The 19,807-nt window shown below is 41.1% G+C and carries 14 protein-coding genes; 12 read left to right on the forward strand and 2 right to left on the reverse strand.

Annotated features, from left to right (window positions below; genetic code table 11):
• Window positions 1-46 precede the first annotated feature (46 nt).
• The 4 genes from WQ54_RS25225 to WQ54_RS25240 all read left to right on the forward strand — a co-directional run bounded on the left by WQ54_RS25225 (window position 47) and on the right by WQ54_RS25240 (window position 4,964).
• Window positions 47-778 (forward strand): CAP domain-containing protein, encoded by a 732-nt coding sequence (locus tag WQ54_RS25225; protein ID WP_046588487.1) that lies wholly within the window; start codon window positions 47-49, stop codon window positions 776-778.
• 594 nt (window positions 779-1,372) lie between these two features.
• Window positions 1,373-1,804 (forward strand): DUF1934 domain-containing protein, encoded by a 432-nt coding sequence (locus WQ54_RS25230; protein WP_046588489.1) that lies wholly within the window; start codon window positions 1,373-1,375, stop codon window positions 1,802-1,804.
• Window positions 1,801-3,471, forward strand: a complete 1,671-nt coding sequence (gene argS, locus WQ54_RS25235) for an arginine--tRNA ligase (RefSeq protein ID WP_046588491.1) — start codon at window positions 1,801-1,803, stop codon at window positions 3,469-3,471. Before WQ54_RS25230 ends, argS begins: the two co-directional genes overlap by 4 nt.
• Window positions 3,472-3,914: 443 nt before the next feature.
• A complete protein-coding gene (locus WQ54_RS25240) occupies window positions 3,915-4,964 on the forward strand; it encodes a Gfo/Idh/MocA family oxidoreductase (protein WP_084822319.1) in 1,050 nt (349 codons plus the stop codon).
• A 243-nt stretch (window positions 4,965-5,207) separates the two neighbouring features.
• Here WQ54_RS25240 and uvsE read toward each other — a convergent pair whose 3' ends face one another.
• Both uvsE and cls read right to left on the reverse strand, forming a co-directional pair.
• Window positions 5,208-6,164: a UV DNA damage repair endonuclease UvsE gene (gene uvsE / locus WQ54_RS25245; protein ID WP_046588493.1), complete on the reverse strand. Its 957-nt coding sequence runs from the start codon at window positions 6,162-6,164 to the stop codon at window positions 5,208-5,210.
• Window positions 6,165-6,526: 362 nt separating this feature from the next.
• Window positions 6,527-7,735 (reverse strand): cardiolipin synthase, encoded by a 1,209-nt coding sequence (cls, locus tag WQ54_RS25255; protein WP_084822320.1) that lies wholly within the window; start codon window positions 7,733-7,735, stop codon window positions 6,527-6,529.
• A 256-nt stretch (window positions 7,736-7,991) separates the two neighbouring features.
• On the opposite strand from cls, the gene WQ54_RS25260 reads away from it, so the two are divergent.
• The 8 genes from WQ54_RS25260 (at window position 7,992) to rpoE (ending at window position 19,737) form a co-directional block, all read left to right on the forward strand.
• Window positions 7,992-10,100, forward strand: coding sequence for a (Fe-S)-binding protein (locus WQ54_RS25260; protein ID WP_046588496.1), 2,109 nt, complete (start codon window positions 7,992-7,994; stop codon window positions 10,098-10,100).
• Window positions 10,101-10,418: 318 nt separating this feature from the next.
• The gene (locus tag WQ54_RS25265; protein ID WP_046588497.1) at window positions 10,419-11,597 is read left to right on the forward strand and encodes an acetyl-CoA C-acetyltransferase; all 1,179 of its coding nucleotides are present in this window, start codon (window positions 10,419-10,421) and stop codon (window positions 11,595-11,597) included.
• Between the two features lie 119 nt (window positions 11,598-11,716).
• Window positions 11,717-12,565, forward strand: a complete 849-nt coding sequence (locus WQ54_RS25270) for a 3-hydroxybutyryl-CoA dehydrogenase (RefSeq protein WP_046588499.1) — start codon at window positions 11,717-11,719, stop codon at window positions 12,563-12,565.
• Window positions 12,566-12,599: 34 nt separating this feature from the next.
• Window positions 12,600-13,739 carry an acyl-CoA dehydrogenase gene (locus WQ54_RS25275; RefSeq protein ID WP_046588500.1) on the forward strand — a complete coding sequence of 380 codons (1,140 nt, stop codon included), beginning with the start codon at window positions 12,600-12,602 and terminating at the stop codon, window positions 13,737-13,739.
• Between the two features lie 21 nt (window positions 13,740-13,760).
• Window positions 13,761-14,900, forward strand: coding sequence for an acyl-CoA dehydrogenase (locus WQ54_RS25280; RefSeq protein WP_046588503.1), 1,140 nt, complete (start codon window positions 13,761-13,763; stop codon window positions 14,898-14,900).
• Between the two features lie 33 nt (window positions 14,901-14,933).
• Window positions 14,934-15,557 (forward strand): TetR/AcrR family transcriptional regulator, encoded by a 624-nt coding sequence (locus tag WQ54_RS25285; protein ID WP_046588505.1) that lies wholly within the window; start codon window positions 14,934-14,936, stop codon window positions 15,555-15,557.
• A gap of 24 nt (window positions 15,558-15,581) precedes the next feature.
• Complete coding sequence (gene icmF / locus WQ54_RS25290) at window positions 15,582-18,842, forward strand: fused isobutyryl-CoA mutase/GTPase IcmF (RefSeq protein WP_046588507.1); 3,261 nt, start codon at window positions 15,582-15,584, stop codon at window positions 18,840-18,842.
• Between the two features lie 307 nt (window positions 18,843-19,149).
• The gene (gene rpoE / locus WQ54_RS25295) at window positions 19,150-19,737 is read left to right on the forward strand and encodes a DNA-directed RNA polymerase subunit delta (RefSeq protein WP_331435227.1); all 588 of its coding nucleotides are present in this window, start codon (window positions 19,150-19,152) and stop codon (window positions 19,735-19,737) included.
• Window positions 19,738-19,807: the final 70 nt, after the last annotated feature.

Below are 19,807 nucleotides of genomic sequence, written 5' to 3' on the forward strand. Positions count from 1 at the left end.
AAGATAGTTCCGTAGAAAGCAAGTGATGATAGGGAGGATGAAGAAAGTGAAGAAAAAAATGATTTTATCAGTCGTAGCGGGTGCAGCTTTATTAATGGCAAACCCAATCGCAAATAAAGCGGATGCAGCTTCTAACTCTGTTAATACGGAATCTAAAGTTTACTATTATCAAGCAGGTAATATAAATCTTGATCAAGTAGATGAATATATTAATAATCTATTAAAAAAATATCAAATTGAACAACCAACAGAACAACCTGCAGAAACAGAACAGCCTAAAGAAGAAGCGAACACAGCTGCTCAGCCAGCACCTGAACAACAAGAAGCTGCGCAGCCTGCTGAACAGCAGCCAGCTCCAACTCAAACAGAGCAAAAACCAGCAGAGCAAGCTTCATATCAATTAAGTGAATATGAACAACAAGTAGTTGATTTAACAAACCAAGAACGTGCTAAACAAGGACTTCCTGCACTTAAAGTCGATCTTGAATTAAGCAAGGTAGCACGTGAAAAATCAGCGGACATGCAAAGAAATAACTATTTCTCTCATACAAGCCCTACGTATGGCTCACCGTTTGATATGATGAAGAAATTTGGCATCACATATAAAGCGGCTGGTGAGAACATCGCAAAAGGACAGCGAACTCCTCAAGAGGTTGTCAATGCTTGGATGAATAGTGAAGGTCACCGTAAAAATATTTTAAGCTCAAACTACACTCATATTGGTGTCGGCTATGTAGCTGAAGGGAATTACTGGACTCAGCAGTTTATCGGAAAATAAGAAGTTCGAAATTTGTCGAATGCTAGAATAAATGACCAAGTTGCAAGATTATAACAGAAAGTTGCTAGAATCTTGTCAAAAGCTGCAAAAATAGCGCTTAGAGTTGCAAAATTCTGATTAAAAGTTGCAAAATAATCATGATATGAAATCTTTTTGGTACAAAGAGAAAAGGAAACGGGACTAGAATTACTAGTTGCTGTTTCCTTTTTTTGTTTAAGCGTAAAGAAAGAATAATAACTTTTTGTACATCTTTTTAATAACTGCTTCTGAAAGTTTAGCCAATCCTAAATTGAAGGACCCTCTAATTCGGAGGGTCTTATTTGCTAATAGCTGATAGCAATGAGATTGAGCTTTTGTTGAAACATAAGAAAGATCGAATTTGTACTTAGTTTTGGTGTCTGGCTCCAGCGCCTAGCCCCTCGAGCATAAGTCACTCCGGAATTGAAGACAAAGAGCGTCTTCTATTCCGGAGCGTCTTATGCTTGTCGGAGCTGAGCAAGGCGCTTCCGCTTTTCTCATTTCCCACTTGCTTTGTTGCAAATGGTTCTTTACAATAGTAAAGTTATAGAAGAATGATGGAAAGGGAGTGTCTGCATGTCAGAAAGCACACCTGTTCAAATCCATGTTTTGTCGGAGATCCACAATGAGAACGACAAAGAAAAAGATACAATTGAAATCCGTACCAAAGGGGAAATTGTCCTCAAAGGGAAGACCACTTATTTAAGGTATGATGAAGAGCATGAGCTTGGTTTTGTAAAGACGACGGTTAAAATGGTGCAAGGTGAAGTCACAGTAATGAGGTCTGGTGCGGTGACGATGAAACAGCGTTTTATACAAGGGAAGCCAACCATAACTGATTACTCGACTCCTTTTGGAAAGTTGCAGCTTGAAACAAAAACAAAATCTCTGTCGATCGAATCCGATGGATTGGAAGGCAAGCTAGTGATTTTATATGATTTGCAAATAGATGAGAAGGAAAAACATGTACATACACTAATGCTGACATACAAGGAGGAACAATCATGAATATTGTAGAACAAGTCAAAGAACGTTTAAAGGAAGAGATCAAGGCTTCAGTCATTAAAGCAGGACTTGCTGAAGCAGCGCAAGTTCCTGACGTTCTTTTAGAAATCCCAAAAGAAAAAGCACATGGTGATTATTCAACCAATATGGCGATGCAGTTAGCGCGTGTGGCAAAAAAGGCACCTCGCATGATCGCAGAAGACATCGTTGCGAATTTTGATAAAGAAAAGGGGTCAATTGATAAAATTGAAATCGCCGGCCCTGGCTTTATTAATTTTCATATGAACAATAGCTATTTAACTGATTTAATCTCAACTATTTTACAATCAGGCGAGAGCTATGGTGAAACAAATATCGGGAACAATGAAAGGGTTCAAGTTGAGTTTGTTTCAGCAAACCCAACTGGGGATCTGCACTTAGGCCATGCACGCGGCGCGGCAGTAGGGGATTCCTTATGCAATGTGCTAGCGAAAGCAGGCTATGATGTATCACGCGAATACTACATCAATGATGCAGGGAACCAAATTAACAATTTGGCTCGCTCTGTTGAAGCCCGTTACATGCAAGCATTAGGCAAGGATGCTGAGATGCCCGAGGATGGCTACCATGGCGAGGACATTGTCGGAATCGGTAAAAAGCTTGCCGAGGAATTTGACGACCGATTTGTTCACGAAGACAGTGATGAGCGTTTAGGCTTTTTTAGAGAATACGGTCTTAAATATGAGATGGATAAACTAAGAGTCGATTTAGAAGAATTCCGTGTAGCATTTGATGTATGGTATTCAGAAACGTCGCTCTATCATAATGGAAAAATTGATGAGGCACTTGCAGCATTAAGAGAAAAAGGCCATATTTATGAAGAAGAAGGGGCTACATGGTTCCGTTCCACAACATTTGGCGATGACAAAGACCGTGTTTTAATTAAAAATGACGGTTCTTATACGTATCTAACACCAGATATTGCGTATCACAAGGACAAGCTTGACCGCGGCTTCACAAAGCTGATCAATGTATGGGGAGCAGACCATCACGGCTATATCCCGCGGATGAAGGCAGCGATTGAAGCGCTTGGCTACAGCAAGGAAACACTTGAAGTGGAGATCATTCAGCTTGTTCACCTATACAAAAACGGTGAAAAGATGAAAATGAGTAAGCGTACTGGTAAAGCAGTCACAATGAGAGATTTAATCGAAGAAGTTGGTCTTGATGCCGTACGTTACTTCTTTGCGATGAGAAGCGCGGATACTCATATGGATTTTGACCTTGATCTTGCTGTTTCAAAATCAAATGAGAACCCTGTTTACTATGCACAATATGCCCATGCACGGATTTGCAGCATGCTTCGCCAAGGAGATGAGCAGGGCTTAACTTATGAAGATAACTTAAAGCTTGATGAGATTACTTCTGAAAAGGAATTTGATTTATTGAAAAAACTTGGAGAATTTCCTCAAGCCGTGGCAGAAGCAGCACAAAAGAGGATCCCGCACCGTATCACAAATTATATTTATGATGTTGCATCAGCTCTACACAGCTTTTACAATGCTGAAAAGGTATTGGATCCAGAAAACACAGAAAAAAGCCGTGCAAGACTCGGTTTAATGAAAGCAACACAAATTACATTGCAAAATGCTCTTACATTGATTGGGGTTTCGGCACCTGAAAAAATGTAAGTGGAAAAGAGGCTGACTCAATTGGGTCCGACCCCTTCGCACCATATGATGGAACTGTCTTCTAGTTTTCGTTCCTCATAACGTGTTTGGGGGCCATGACCTTTAGTTGAGTCAGCCTTTTTGTACCTGTCTAAGCAAATGTGAAACGTTTCTACTAAAACTAGTTAAGCGCTATGTGGTTTTCCTGGAATAAAACAATGGAGGACGGAGTTGGACAGTTCTGACGGCTACTTTCTTGGCGAGAGAAGTCTGACAGGGGGCGTTACATTCAAGATTTCTTTGCTATGTTAAGCAATACTGGCTTTAGTTGCCCTGGTAGGAGGAAATTTAGCTGATGGTGTCGAAAAGCTGTTAATAGCAAATCCGGCAAAATGCAAACGTTAACATTTTAAGGTAAGTGCTTAATTAAAACGTGAACAAAACGAAAATGGTAGGTGTTTATAATGATAAAAAAGGTAAAAGTAGGGATTGTCGGTCTTGGCCGATTAGGACGTCAGCATGCGGAAAATCTTGCTTTTCGAATTCCGAACTGCGAGCTTACGGCAGTATGCAGTGTGATTGAGGATGAAATAAAAGAGGTTCAAGAAAAATGGGGAATCCCATATAGCTATACGAATTATGACGAAATGCTTACAAACCAGGAATTAGATGCGATTTTTATTGCATCACCTTCAGGTTTTCATTGCGAGCAAATCATCAAAGCGCTTGATGCAGGTTTCCATGTCTTTAGCGAAAAACCGCTTGGACTTTATCTTGAGGAAGCATTACAAGTTGAAAAAGCGGTTGAAGCACATCAAGATAAGGTGTTTATGCTGGGGTTTATGCGCAGATATGACCGGTCTTATGCCGCTGCGAAGCAAAAAATTGAAAAAGGGGACATTGGTGATCCGATCTTAATTCGCTGCTATGGTTTGGACCCGGCTAGTCAGATGGACAACTTCTTGAAATTTGCGCGTGCGAATTACAGCGGTGGACTTTTCTTAGATATGTCGATTCATGACTTGGATTTAGCAAGATGGTATATGGGAACAGAGGCACAGGAGGTTTGGGCAATTGGCGGAGGCTATGCTCGACCGGAATTTGAAGAAATTCAAGATGCTGAAACAGGTGCTGCAATGGTTCGGTTTGAAAATAATGGAATAGGCATTTTTGTCGCCGGACGAAATTGCGCCCATGGCTATCATATTGAAACGGAAATAATCGGTACAAAGGGCAGCATTCGAATTGGTACATTGCCTGAACGCAATCAAATTGTTCTGCTTCAGGAAAATGGCGCAGTTAAGGAATGTTATGATGGCTTCCTAGAGCGTTTTGAGCAAGCTTATTTAAGTGAAGTGGAAGAGTTTATTAATTGTATTTTAGAAGGACGAAAGCCGGCGGTTACAGTCCAAGACGGGGTGGAATCAACAAGATTGGGTTATGCCTGTAAAAAATCGTTTGAAACTCGTAAACTAGTAAAATTACAGGATGATAAACCGGTAACAATAGAATAAGAAAATATCGAGTTTTGACTATGCCTGCTTTTGTACCATCTTAACGGGGAGAAACAGCTAATTTAAGTAGAAAAGAAAATTGTTGATGTGCTGATAGAAGAAATAAATGCGGGCATATCATCAAAGGAGCGAGTCCTCTATAATCCGGAATTGATTGTTTGCGGTCCTACTGCAAAGAAAAACTCATAGGCTGACGTTGTTTAGCGGTCAGCCGTTTTTTTTTAATAAAGAAAAATGTTGATATCAATACTGAATTGCAGCACCGCCAATTCGTTTTGCTCCTCTTATTCTTGATAGATCCTCGCAGAGCTTCAGCGCAGCTTTATCCTTTTGTTTTGCCTCAATCATAATATCAACATCCACATTTAATTCCTTCAGTACCTTGATGAAAGGCAATAAAAAATCAGGGTCGACATAATCAGCATGACTTCGAAATTCCTTATCCGATTTAGGTGAGGAAACATGAACTTTCGGCTTAAGACCAACCCAGTTCCAAGTATGAAAGATTTCTGGCAGCAGATTCTCCACAACCTCATCTTCTGTATGATTTGCCATAAAATGATGATAATCAAATAGCAAGGGAATTCGTTCTTTTTTGCATATCGCTAGTGTTTCTGATACAGTGTAGGTTTTATCATCATTTTCAATGGTCATTCTGTTTTTGAGTGTTGCAGGGAGCTTTTTAATATTAGCATGAAATCGCTCGGTCGCTGTTTGTTTGTTGCCGTAAGCACCGCCAACATGGATGTTAATAATTGCTTCCTCAGCGATACCCATGGCGTCCAGCATGTCATAATGGTAAGTCATATCGGTCACGGCATTGTCGGTAATATGCGGCTTATCACTCGTAAACAGTGTAAATTGATTTGGATGGAAGCTTGTCCGAAGCTTATGCTTTTTGACAAGCTCACCAATTTCTCTAAATACATCCTTAAAAGGTGTTTTGTAATCCCACAGCACCTCAGGATGAGTAGCTAGCGGAACAATTGACGAAGAAAACCGATATAAAGATATTTCTTGGGCAATATTGTAGTGAATCATCCTTAATGTGTGCTCAAGGTTTTGCTTTGTCACATAAAGGAGTTGTTCTTTCCTTTCGGATTCAGTAAGCTTCTTCCATCTTGTAAATGTTAAGGCTTTTGCCGGGGAGCAATCCCAAAGAGAAAGAGCATGTGATACATATCCAAACCGTATAATCATCCAATACCTCCTCTCTAGAATTTGGAAGCGACCTGCTTTGCCCTGATTCATTATATAGAAGGTGTTTTACCTTGAATTTATAAATGGTTAGATTTGCAGTGCAAGGCGGTGTAAGTAAGGGACTTCCTGTAGATACCGAAACTATGTATAAAAAGTGTTTTTGCTATGTAAAGCTCATTGATGATTTAAGCACTATGTTGATTGGAGCGAAAGACTCCTGCGGGAGGCAGGGAATATCCTCAGGAGGAGACTCCTGGAGCACCCCTGAAAAGTACCTGCAGCAAGATCATCAGACAATTTTCAAACTCCAAGCATTTAGTGTCTTGCAACCAGAGTTAAAAGGCAACAAGACACCATTCCCTTTATAAAAAATGCGAAACAAGGGTCGCAAAAGCTTCCTTGCCTCGTTGTATAAACGGCCGTTTTTGATAGGCCGAATAGGTTAATTGTTCTGAACGATGAAAATCCTCATAAATTTGTTCTTTTACGCCCTGGATAAACTCTTTATCATAAATCAAGCAGTTCATCTCATCATTTAAGTACAGGCTTCGTTTATCAAAATTAGCTGTTCCAATATCACAAAGATGATCATCAATCACAATCACTTTCGAGTGGTAAAAGCCATGGTAATACCGATAAATCTCACAGCCAGCTAAAAGAAGCTTATCAAAGTACGGGAAAGAGGCCTCCATTACTAATGGATGATCCTGCTTCATCGGCACCATAACCCTTACTTTAATTCCTCTTGCTAACGCAGCAAGCAGCTCATCAAAGATTTCCTTCCCCGGAATAAAGTAAGGGGAACAAATAATAATTTCCTTTTTTGCATCATTTATAAACGTAATAAAATGCTTAGTTAAGTTTTCTCCATATGTTGAAATGAATTTATGGGTGATATTTCCAGAAGGCTGATCAAGAAAATATTGCTGATCCTTTAGAAGATTATCTTCTGTTGCTTCATACCAATCTTTTAAAAACTGCTCCTGTAAATCCGTTACACCTCTACCAGTAATTTTTAAGTGATAATCCCTCCAGAAACCAAACTTAGAATCTTTGCCGATATATTCCCTTGCGATATTAAAACCGCCTAAATAGGAGACCTTCCCATCGATGACAGTAATTTTTCGGTGATTTCTCGCCTGGAATGTATAAAAAAGGTACGGAAGCTTAGGTTTATGTGTGTAGGCAAACATGACGCCATTAGCCTTTAGTTCATTGACTTTTTGTTTTTTTAGCGTAAGACTTCCTACATAATCAAGCAAAAGACGTACTTTAATCCCTTTGCTGGCCTTTTCGCTTAATAAGGATAGAAACTCCTGACTGATTTCGTCATTCTTAATAATATAAAATAATACATGAATGCTATGTTGGCTGTTTCTTATTTCATTAAATAAGTCGTTATAGAGACTTTCACCATCTGTAAAAAGTTCAATATTACTTTTCTTAGGGGAATACTGGGTATGTTTTGATTTGGAAAGATGATCCTTTCTTCCTAAACGATAATCAATCGTAAACCAGCAAATAATGGCCGCTAAAATGAAGCAGATGAAGATTAACAGGCTCACTTGCATTCCTCCTAACAGCAAGAGACTTTATAGTAGTCTTTTCGAAATAGCTAATTTTTATGTATTTTGAACATGTTACTGCATATTTTGAGCCTTAGTGAATACAAATGAAGCAATCAATTCAATGGGGAGCATGAAAAAGTGTTGACTGAATGCTCATTCATTATTTATGATAGGGATATAAGAAAAAAAGGGTATGAACAAAGGGGAAAAAGTCCAGATAGGAATAGGGGTACTGAATCTGGCAGATTGGGGGAAAAGAATGGATGCATTATTATGGGTAAATTTTATTGCATTCGCAATTGTAACCGCTTACGCAGTCTATTTGTTTTGCTACCTGCTTCAAACAAGACTAGCCTACATCAAGCTCGGGAAAAAAGTTGAGTTCGATGGTAGGGTCAAGGAAAGACTTCAAAAAATATGGGTGAATGTTTTTGGCCAGAAAAAGCTCTTAAAGGACAAGAAGAGCGGAATCATTCATGTCATGTTCTTTTATGGCTTTATTCTCGTTCAGTTTGGGGCTATTGACTTTATTATTAAAGGGCTAATACCAGAAGCCCATTTACCGCTTGGACCGCTCTATCCAGCATTCACCTTTTTCCAAGAATTTGTGACCTTTATGATTTTAATTGCCGTCGTATGGGCTTTTCATCGCCGTTATGTTGAAAAGCTTGTCCGTCTAAAACGAGGCTTTAAGTCCGGATTAGTGTTGATTTTTATCGGCGGGCTTATGCTGTCTGTTCTGCTTGGTAATGGAATGAATCTTATCTGGCATCAGCATGAACTCACTTGGACCGAGCCGATCGCCTCTTCTATTGCATTTTTGCTTAGCTTTGTTGGAGAAGCAGGTTCAATCTTCATCTTCTACATGGCTTGGTGGATCCATTTAATATTCCTATTAACGTTTTTAGTATATGTGCCGCAATCAAAGCATGCTCACTTAATTGCAGGACCGGCAAATGTGTATTTTAATCGCTTATCTTCTCCTGGAAAGCTTGAAAAGATTGATTTTGAAGATGAATCACAGGAAACCTTCGGAGTAGGGAAAATTGAAGATTTTACCCAGCCGCAGTTACTTGATCTGTATGCCTGTGTAGAATGCGGCCGTTGTACAAATATGTGTCCTGCTACAGGCTCCGGTAAAATTCTTTCGCCGATGGATCTGATTTTAAAGCTGCGTGACCATTTAACGCTAACCGGTGCTGCTGTGACCCAAAAGCAGCCATGGGTGCCGGCAGCAGCTTTTAGTCATACAAAAGGCAATCAAATTGCATTGATGGCAGGAAGCTCTGGTGCTCAGGAATCTGCTGCAACTGCTGTTGATTACAATCCATCATTGATTGGCGAGGTCATTACAGAGGAGGAGATCTGGGCATGTACAACCTGCCGCAACTGTGAGGATCAATGTCCGGTTATGAATGAGCATGTGGATAAGATCATTGATATGCGCCGTTACCTGGTGTTAACAGAAGGGAAAATGGATGCAGATGCCCAGCGTGCGATGACAAATATCGAACGTCAAGGCAATCCATGGGGCTTAAACCGCAAAGAGCGTGAGACTTGGCGCGAGTCCCGTGAAGATGTGACTGTTCCAACTGTAAAGGAAATGAACAAGGCTGGTGAAGAGTTTGAATACTTATTCTGGGTTGGCTCAATGGGATCTTATGATAACCGCAGTCAAAAAATCGCGTTATCCTTTGCCAAGCTCCTCAATGAAGCTGGTGTGAAGTTTGCGATTCTCGGTAATAAGGAGAAGAACTCTGGTGATACGCCGCGTCGTCTAGGAAACGAGTTTTTATTTCAAGAGCTTGCAACAAAGAATATCGATGAATTTGTAAAAAACGATGTGAAAAAAATTGTCACCATTGACCCGCATGCTTATAACATCTTTAAAAATGAGTACCCTGACTTTGGTTTAGAGGCTGAAGTGTATCATCATACAGAGCTGCTGGCGCAATTGGTGGCTGAAAACAGATTAAAGCCGATGCATCAAGTCAATGAAACGATAACCTTCCATGATTCCTGTTATCTGGGAAGATATAACGAGGTATATGATGCTCCACGGAATATCCTTAAAGCCATTCCTGGAGTGAAGCTTATCGAAATGGAACGAAATCGCGAGAAAGGTATGTGCTGCGGTGCGGGCGGCGGGCTTATGTGGATGGAAGAGGACACAGGAAGCCGCATTAATGTCGCTAGAACCGAACAGGCTCTCGCAGTGAATCCATCTGTCATTAGCTCAGGCTGTCCTTATTGCTTAACCATGTTAAGCGACGGCACAAAAGCAAAGGAAGCAGAAGATAGAGTCAGCACGTTAGATGTAGCAGAACTGCTGGAAAAATCAATCTTCGGCGGGAAAAAGGCAGAATAAAAAATGAAAAAGGTATACTTTTTGTCCTTCGTTTTGGTGTCTGGCACCAGAAGCACAGGACGTGCAAGTTCAGTCATGTCGATTAATGCCGAAGTTTTGACTGCTCTAGGGTCTAGTCACTCATGAATTGAAAATCTTCTTTCATAACTGTCTTCTTTACCCTAGCCTGGGCAAGGCGCTTACTCTTTTTTTAAAAGAGGGGATCGTCCCCTCTTTAAGTCATGCTTTCTAACTGAGCGAGCGTTCGGTCAAGCTTTTTAGAAGCGATTGCTAACCATAATTTTCATATAAAAAGATAAATTAAAGGGGAGAAAAACAATGGCAAAAACAGTGATTTTAAGCGGAGTAAGAACACCGGTGGGCAAGTTTGGGGGAGCGCTGTCTACGTTAACAGCTTCTGAACTTGGCGGGATTGCCATAAAAGAAGCATTAAAGCGTGCAGATGTTGAAGGCAATCAGGTTGATGAAGTGATAGTAGGGAATGTCCTTCAAGGCGGGCAAGGGCAAATTCCTTCACGTCAAGCAGCACGCCACGCTGAGCTTCCTTGGGATGTGAAAACAGAGACAATTAATAAAGTATGTGCATCAGGGTTAAGAAGTGTTACCTTAGCAGATCAAATTATTCGTGCGGGTGATGAAGAAGTGATCATCGCTGGCGGAATGGAATCAATGAGCAATGCGCCATACATATTGCCAAAGGCGCGTTGGGGACTAAGAATGGGAGATGGCGCTGTAAAGGATTTAATGATTCACGACGGCCTAACATGCAGTTTTACAGGCGTTCATATGGGCACATATGGTAACAGTACAGCATCAGAATTGGAGCTGAGCAGGCAGCAGCAGGATGAATGGGCATTAAAGAGCCATCAGCGCGCAATTCATGCGCAAGAGTCTGGGCTTCTTAGAGAAGAAATTGTGCCGGTTTCCGTACCGCAACGCAAAGGTGAGCCAATTTTAGTTGAAAAGGATGAGGCACCGCGCAAGGATACATCAATTGAACGGCTTTCAAAACTTGCTCCTGTATTTGATCATAATGGCACCATTACGGCTGGTAATGCCCCAGGGATTAATGACGGAGCGGCTGCACTTGTTTTAATGAGCAGCGAACGAGCTGAGAGAGAAGGACGCAAACCATTAGCAACAATTATCGGCCACACAGCGATCGCCCTTGAAGCGAAGGATTTCCCTAAAACACCTGGACTTGTCATTAATGAGCTCTTAAAGAAAACAGGCAAAAGCGTGGATGATATTGATTTATTTGAAATTAATGAAGCTTTTGCTGCAGTAGCATTAGCATCGAATCAAATTGCTAATCTTGATCCGGAAAAGGTGAATGTGAACGGCGGAGCCGTTGCGATTGGACATCCGATTGGCGCAAGCGGAGCAAGAATTATCATTACTTTGATTCATGAGCTAAAGCGCAGAGGAGGGGGCATTGGCATTGCCGCAATTTGCAGCGGCGGCGGCCAAGGTGATGCGATTATGATTGAGGTTTGATTGAAAAATGTAAGTTGAGGGAGAGGGACTGTTCCCCGATTAACAGCTGTATGATCATTTATAAAGCGTTGGGGACTGTCCCTTGTTGTTTTTTATTAGATTAATAGGGGGATGTTGGTATGAGCATGAAAACAATCATGGTGATTGGCGCCGGACAGATGGGCTCAGGTATTGCCCAGGTTTGCGCGATGGCGGGCTTTGACGTTGTTCTTCATGATTTAACTGAGGAATTTGTCAATAGAGGGATAACATCGATTGAGAAGCAGCTTCAAAGACAGGTCGAAAAGGAAAAAATCCAACCGCATGAGAAGGATCAAACACTTCAATGCATAACACCTTCAATCAGTCTCTCAAATGCAGCTTCAGCAGATCTTGTCATTGAAGCAGCGGTTGAAAAAATGGAAGTAAAGACGGCGCTATTTCGCGAACTCGATCAACTGGTACCAGAACATACAATCTTAGCGACAAATACCTCATCTTTGCCTATCACAGAAATTGCCGCAGCTACGAAGCGGCCGGAAAAGGTCATAGGGATGCACTTTATGAATCCAGTTCCAGTCATGAAGCTCGTGGAGATTATCCGCGGCCTTTCAACAACGGATGAGGTGTTTCAGCAAATCGAGGAACTTACCAAAACCTTAAAGAAAGTACCAGTTGAAGTGAATGACTTCCCTGGCTTTGTCTCAAACCGAATTTTAATGCCAATGATTAACGAAGCAATCTATACCGTCTATGAGGGTGTTGCTGCACCAGAGGCGGTCGATGAAGTGATGAGGCTGGGGATGAACCATCCAATGGGTCCACTTACACTGGCAGACTTTATTGGCTTAGATACGTGCTTATTTATAATGGAAACCCTTCATGAAGGGTTTGGCGATGATAAATACCGTCCATGTCCGCTGCTGCGGAAATATGTAAAAGCAGGATGGCTGGGCAAAAAAACAGGTAAAGGCTTCTACACTTATTAAAAAAGACTGACTTATTCCAAAGGGGTGGCATCACGTGAGATTAGATTTTACAGAAGAACAAATCATGATGCGGAAAATGGTTCGGGATTTTGCCAAAAATGAGGTAGAACCTGTTGTTGAGGAAATGGAAAAGGGGGTATTTCCAAGGGAAACCCTGAAAAAAATGGGGGAGCTTGGTCTTATGGGAATCCCGGTTCCCCAACAGTATGAAGGGGCTGGAATGGACTTTACCTCTTATATTATTGCAATCCATGAAATTTCAAAGGTAAGCGCAGCACTTGGCGTGATTTTATCTGTTCATACATCGGTTGGGACCTATCCGATTTTAGCTTTTGGAACAGAGGAACAAAAGCGAAAGTATGTGACAAAGCTGGCTAAAGGTGAACAATTAGCAGCATTTTGCTTAACAGAAGCAAGCTCTGGTTCAGATGCAGCCAGCATGAAGGCAAAAGCAGTGAAGCAAAACGATCATTATCTGCTTAACGGATCAAAGATGTTTATTACAAACGGCGGTGAAGCGGATATTTATATTGTTTTTGCAAGAACGGCCGTCGGGTCAGGGAGTCAAGGGATTTCAGCATTTATCGTTGAAAAGGACACACCTGGTTTTATTATTGGAAAAGATGAACACAAGATGGGACTCAATGGTTCGAGAACGGTTCAATTAACCTTTGAAAATGCGAAGGTGCCTGTCGGAAATCTTCTTGGTAAGGAAGGTGAAGGCTTTAAAATTGCTATGGCAAATCTTGATGGCGGAAGAATCGGAATTGCGGCACAATCTCTTGGAATTGCCGAGGCAGCACTAGAAAAGGCAACATTGTATGCTAGGGAGCGGGAGCAATTTGGCAAACCAATTGCTAGTCAGCAGGGGATATCCTTTAAACTGGCAGACATGGCAACGAATGTAGAAGCGTCAAGACTATTAGTCTATCAAGCTGCATACTTAAAAGAACATCAGCTTCCTTGCGGCAAGCAGGCCGCAATGGCAAAGCTGTTTGCCTCAAGGTCAGCCATGGAGGCAGCGATTGAGGCAGTACAGATTTTTGGCGGTTATGGCTATACCAAAGACTATCCAGTTGAAAGATATTTTCGCGATGCCAAGGTCTGTGAAATCTATGAAGGCACAAGCGAAATCCAACGCATTGTCATAAGCAAGCATTTACTGAATGCATGAGATGATAAGGGAGATGGGCATATGAATTTTAAGCTGTCTGAAGAACATGAAATGATCAGAAAAATGGTAAGGGATTTTGCAAAGAAAGAGGTTGAACCATCTGCAGCAGAACGTGATGAACAAGAACGATTTGATATGGGCATCCTCAGGAAAATGGCTGATTTAGGTTTGCTTGGCATTCCATGGCCTGAAAAGTATGGCGGGATCGGAAGCGATTATTTATCCTATGTAATTGCAGTTGAAGAGCTATCAAGAGTGTGCGCGTCAACAGGTGTAACACTATCCGCACACACTTCTTTAGCAGGATGGCCTCTCTTTAAATTTGGCACAGAGGAGCAAAAGCAAAAATATTTAAAACCGATGGCGTTAGGAGAAAAAATTGGCGCCTACGGGCTAACTGAACCAGGTTCCGGATCTGATGCAGGCGGAATGAGAACAAATGCCAGATTGGATGGCGATACGTTTATTCTGAACGGCTCAAAAATTTTCATTACAAATGGGGGAATCGCCGATATCTATATCGTTTTTGCAGTAACCGATCCTTCTAGCAAACATAAAGGCACAACAGCGTTTATTATCGAAAAGGATTTCGAGGGCTTTTCAGTCGGGAAAAAAGAAAGCAAGCTGGGAATCCGTTCCTCGCCGACAACTGAGATCATCTTTGAGAATTGTAAGGTCCCTATGGAGAATGTGTTAGGGAACATCGGAGAAGGCTTTAAGATTGCAATGATGACGTTGGATGGCGGACGAAATGGAATTGCTGCACAGGCAGTCGGAATTGCTCAAGGAGCTTTGGACGCAGCAGTTGCTTATGCAAAGGAACGGGAGCAATTCGGAAAACCTATTGCAGCACAGCAAGGAATCAGCTTTAAATTGGCCGATATGGCAACAAATATTGAGGCAGCCCGTCTCTTAACCTATCAGGCAGCCTGGCTGGAATCTGAGGGTCTCCCATATGGAAAGGAATCTGCAATGTCTAAACTATTCGCAGGCGATACGGCGATGAAAGTCACAACTGAAGCAGTCCAAGTGTTTGGCGGTTATGGCTATACAAAGGATTATCCTGTAGAACGATATATGCGCGATGCAAAGATTACACAAATCTATGAGGGAACGCAAGAGATTCAAAGGCTCGTTATATCGAGAATGCTGACAAAATGATAAGCTGCCTTAAATTAGAAAGGTGGGAGATGGTTGAAAAAACGAGAGGTGCTTGCATCTGTTAAAGATGAGAGATTAATTGAAAAAAGACGGGAGCAGATGATAAAGGGAGCAGTAACTCTTTTTAAAGAAAAAGGCTTTCACCGGACGACAACAAGGGAAATTGCACGCTCGGCAGGTTTCAGTATTGGGACGTTATATGAATATATTCGACAAAAAGAGGATGTCTTGTACTTGGTTTGCGATACGATCTATGACCAAGTGCATATCAGGCTCGAACAGGATATTGATACGAAGCAAGGCACAATCGAGAGTCTAAAGCTCGCAATCCATCATTATTTTAAAGTCGTCGATGACATGCAGGATGAAGTGCTGGTCATGTATCAGGAAGCGAAATCTTTATCCAAGGATGCTCTTCCTTATGTCTTGAAAAAGGAAAATGAAATGGCGGCAATGTTTAAAAAAATCATTGACAGCTGCTTGGAAAAAGGAGAGCTGACGTTAACAGAGCAGGAGGCTGAGCTTATTTCCCATAACATTATTGTCCAAGGACAAATGTGGGCCTTTAGAAGATGGGTGTTGCAAAAGCTTTATACAATCGATCAATATATTGAGCTGCAAACGAAAATGATTTTACAGGGAGTTGTGGAGAGATAGCATTCACTTAAGGGGGGATAGCAGATGGCGGCAATTGACATTTATAAACCGAAGCATCCGATACGATTTGTTACAGCATCAAGTCTATTTGACGGCCATGATGCTTCAATTAACATTATGCGTCGCATTTTGCAATCAAGTGGAGCTGAAGTCATTCATCTTGGTCATAACCGATCAGTAGACGAAATTGTTTCAGCAGCCATTCAAGAGGATGTCCAGGGCATTGCAATTTCATCCTATCAAGGAGGACATGTAGAATTTTTTAAATATATGTATGATTTATTAGCCGAAAAAGGGGCAGGATATATCAAAATCTTTGGCGGAGGAGGAGGAGTTATTATTCCCCGCGAAATAAAAGAACTGCATGAATATGGAATTGCGAAAATCTTTTCACCTGAAGATGGCAGGGAGTTAGGACTGCAAGGCATGATCAATTACATGTTAAAGGAATGTGATTTTCATGTGATAACCGAACAGGATATGGAGCTGGACCGGCTAAAAGCAGGCGATATGAGAACTGTTGCGAAATTTATTTCATATGCCGAAGCAAAGGTTCTTCAGAACGAAGTATCGGCAAGTGTCGAGAGTGTTTTTAATCAGGCAAAACAACTTGAATCCGCTGCACCTGTTATTGGGATAACCGGGACGGGCGGTGCGGGAAAAAGCTCTTTAACAGATGAATTAATTCGTAGGTTTTTATATGAACAACCAGAATTAACCATTGCCGTTCTTTCCGTCGATCCGACAAAGCAAAAAACTGGGGGAGCGCTTTTAGGGGACCGAATTCGCATGAATGCGATTTTTTCGCCAAGAGTGTATATGAGAAGCTTAGCGACAAGACAATCGAAAACAGAGCTATCGCTTGCCATTCAGGATGCTATTTCTGTTGTGAAGAGTGCCGGATATGGATTGATCATCGTTGAAACGAGCGGAATTGGCCAAGGTGATGCAGAGATCACTGAGATTTGCGACCTTTCTTTGTATGTCATGACAAGTGAATTTGGTGCACCATCACAGCTTGAGAAAATCGATATGATTGATTATGCTGATTTAATTGTCATTAATAAATTTGAACGAAAGGGTTCAGAGGATGCAAAGCGTCAGGTACAAAAGCAGTACCAGCGCAGCAGGCAATTATTTGACAAGCCGCTCGATGAGATGCCTGTTTATGGAACCATAGCCAGCCAGTTCAATGATTTAGGCACAAACACGTTATTTGCAAAGCTTTTGGAGCTGATAAATGAAAGGGTTAACAAGGGGTGGAATACATCCTTGCCGGTCGTAAAGGATGTTGAAAAGCAAAATGTGATTATTCCTTCAGATAGAAGATATTATTTACGCGAGATCAGCGAGACAGTCCGAAATTATCACAAGCATGCAGAGGAACAAGCAAAGCTTGCGACAAAGCACTTCCAAGTAAAAGGGGCATTGGAGACCTTGTCTGAGCAAGAAGCGAATGAAGCGGTTACCCATTCTCTTATCGCCATACAAAAAAGACTTGAAGATCAGTTAACTCCGCTATCGAAAGCACTTCTTTCCGAGTGGGAGGATATGAAGAAAAAATATGCTCAGGATGAGTTTAAGACAGTTATTCGCAATAAAGAAATCGTGACAAAATTAAAAACAACTTCCTTATCAGGCTTGACGATTCCTAAAGTATCCCTACCGAAGTATCAAAATGACGGCGATATTTTAACCTGGCTTTATAAGGAAAATGTTCCGGGCTCTTTTCCATACACAGCAGGAGTATTCCCGTTTAAACGGGAAGGGGAAGATCCTAAACGGCAATTTGCTGGTGAAGGCACACCTGAGCGAACAAACCGCCGCTTTCATTATTTATCAAAGGATGACCATGCAAAACGTTTAAGCACAGCCTTTGATTCTGTCACTCTATATGGAGAGGATCCGGCACACCGGCCTGATATTTATGGGAAAATCGGTGAAAGCGGAGTTAGTATTTGTACACTCGATGATATGAAAAAGCTTTACAGCGGTTTTGACCTTTGTGCACCATCCACTTCTGTATCCATGACAATCAACGGACCGGCTCCAATTATCCTTGCGATGTTTATGAATACAGCCATTGAACAGCAAGTACAAAAAAAAGAAGCAGAACTTAACCGTTCGTTAACCAAAGAAGAGTATGAAGAGGTTAAGGCCATTACGTTGCAAACGGTTAGAGGAACAGTGCAAGCCGATATTTTAAAAGAGGATCAAGGACAAAATACATGTATTTTCTCAACGGAATTTGCTTTAAGACTAATGGGTGATATTCAGCAATACTTTATTGATCAAAGGGTGAGAAATTATTATTCGGTTTCTATTTCCGGCTATCATATCGCAGAAGCAGGGGCAAACCCTATTTCACAGCTGGCATTTACTCTTTCAAATGGGTTTACGTATGTAGAGTATTATTTAAGCAGAGGCATGGATATAAATGATTTTGCACCAAATCTCTCTTTCTTCTTTAGCAATGGGCTTGACCCTGAATATACGGTGATAGGCCGTGTGGCCAGAAGAATTTGGGCAACGGTTATGAGAGATAAATACGGGGCAAATGAGCGCAGCCAAAAACTCAAATACCATGTTCAAACCTCAGGTCGTTCGTTACATGCACAGGAAATTGATTTTAATGATATCCGCACTACCTTACAAGCGCTTATGGCATTGCATGATAATTGTAACTCACTTCATACAAATGCATACGATGAAGCGATCACCACCCCTACTGAGGAATCCGTCCGAAGAGCAATGGCGATCCAAATGATCATTACTAAGGAGCATGGCTTAACGAAAAATGAGAATCCTTTACAAGGCTCATTTATCATCGAGGAATTAACCGATTTAGTCGAGGAGGCAGTCCTCCAGGAATTCGATCGCATTAATGAACGTGGCGGTGTGCTTGGCGCAATGGAGACCCAATATCAACGCGGAAAAATCCAAGATGAATCGATGCATTACGAAATGAAAAAACATACCGGTGAGCTTCCAATCATCGGAGTGAATACGTATCTGAATCCAAATCCGCCATCACAGGAATCTGTCGACAATATGGAGCTCGCACGCGCAACGAAAGAAGAGAAGGAAACGCAAATTGCCAATCTCCGTGCATTCCAACAGAAGCATGAACATGTCGTTGATGAGGCATTACAAACTTTAAAACTCACAGCAATTAATAACGGTAATATTTTTGCAGAGCTGATGGAAACGGTGAAGGTTGCAAGTCTTGGGCAAATAACCCAAGCTCTTTACGAGGTTGGCGGTCAATATAGACGGAATATGTAAATCGTTCGCTCATGAATAGAAGCTTCTGTTCATGAGCGGTTTTTTAAATCATATGCTAGAATAAACGAAAAAGTTGCAAGATTATTCATTGAAGCTGCAAAATTCTCTTATAAAGTTGCAAGATTTTACAACAAAGTTGCAAAATCCTCCCGAATCAAAAGGTTGGGAGACAGAATTTAAAGTAATTTTTAGGTGATAAATGTGGCATAAACTGCTAGAATTTGTTTATAATGAATGGTATGTGACTTAAGGATTGACTTTATACATATTTTTACTTATGAAATAGATTTAGTAATTTTGAAAGGATGTGCCGCACTTGAGTCTTAAGGATTTAACTGAGGAACAAATAAAAGAGATGGCAATGGTTGAAGTTGCATATGAGCTTTTTGTAGAAAACAAAAAACCATATCTTTTTAGTGACCTAGTAGAGGAAGTATCAACTCTCCTTGGTTTATCAAAAGAGCAGGTTGAAGATAAAATTGCTCAATTTTATACAGATATTAATATTGATGGCCGCTTCATTTGTGTAGGAGAAAACATGTGGGGTTTACGTACATGGTACCCTTACGAACAGATCGAAGAGGAAATTGTACCTGTTGCGAAGACTAAGAAGAAAAAGGCTAAGAAAAGCCTTGATGATGATCTTGAGGATGACTTCGATGATCTTGAAGACGATCTGGAGTATGAAGATCTAGATGAGTTAGATGACTTCGATGATACGGATGAAGAAGATGAAGATGAAGAAGATGATGATTTCGATGATCTTGATGATACAGATTTAGAAGATGACGATGATCTTATCGAAGATGATGATGAATTTGATTTAGATGACGAAGAAGATGATGAAGATTTAGAGGACGATCTGGATGATCTAGATGACGAGGAAGAAAAATAAGATTATAATTCGTCTTGACTTTCCCTTTTCAACTAGGTAGAATCTATTTTGGGCTCTTAAAAAAGCATTC

This window comes from Bacillus sp. SA1-12, from assembly GCF_000981385.1.
GTDB lineage: Bacteria > Bacillota > Bacilli > Bacillales > Bacillaceae > Metabacillus.

What these genes read in the sequence shown, in the direction of transcription:
- cls (WP_084822320.1), bottom strand. Translation starts at nt 7,735, where the DNA reads ATGCAAGTGAGCCTGTTAATCTTCATCTGCTTCATTTTAGCGGCCATT.
- WQ54_RS25240 (WP_084822319.1), top strand. Translation starts at nt 3,915, where the DNA reads ATGATAAAAAAGGTAAAAGTAGGGATTGTCGGTCTTGGCCGATTAGGA.
- WQ54_RS25265 (WP_046588497.1), top strand. Translation starts at nt 10,419, where the DNA reads ATGGCAAAAACAGTGATTTTAAGCGGAGTAAGAACACCGGTGGGCAAG.
- WQ54_RS25280 (WP_046588503.1), top strand. Translation starts at nt 13,761, where the DNA reads ATGAATTTTAAGCTGTCTGAAGAACATGAAATGATCAGAAAAATGGTA.
- WQ54_RS25270 (WP_046588499.1), top strand. Translation starts at nt 11,717, where the DNA reads ATGAGCATGAAAACAATCATGGTGATTGGCGCCGGACAGATGGGCTCA.
- argS (WP_046588491.1), top strand. Translation starts at nt 1,801, where the DNA reads ATGAATATTGTAGAACAAGTCAAAGAACGTTTAAAGGAAGAGATCAAG.
- WQ54_RS25260 (WP_046588496.1), top strand. Translation starts at nt 7,992, where the DNA reads ATGGATGCATTATTATGGGTAAATTTTATTGCATTCGCAATTGTAACC.
- uvsE (WP_046588493.1), bottom strand. Translation starts at nt 6,164, where the DNA reads ATGATTATACGGTTTGGATATGTATCACATGCTCTTTCTCTTTGGGAT.
- WQ54_RS25230 (WP_046588489.1), top strand. Translation starts at nt 1,373, where the DNA reads ATGTCAGAAAGCACACCTGTTCAAATCCATGTTTTGTCGGAGATCCAC.
- icmF (WP_046588507.1), top strand. Translation starts at nt 15,582, where the DNA reads ATGGCGGCAATTGACATTTATAAACCGAAGCATCCGATACGATTTGTT.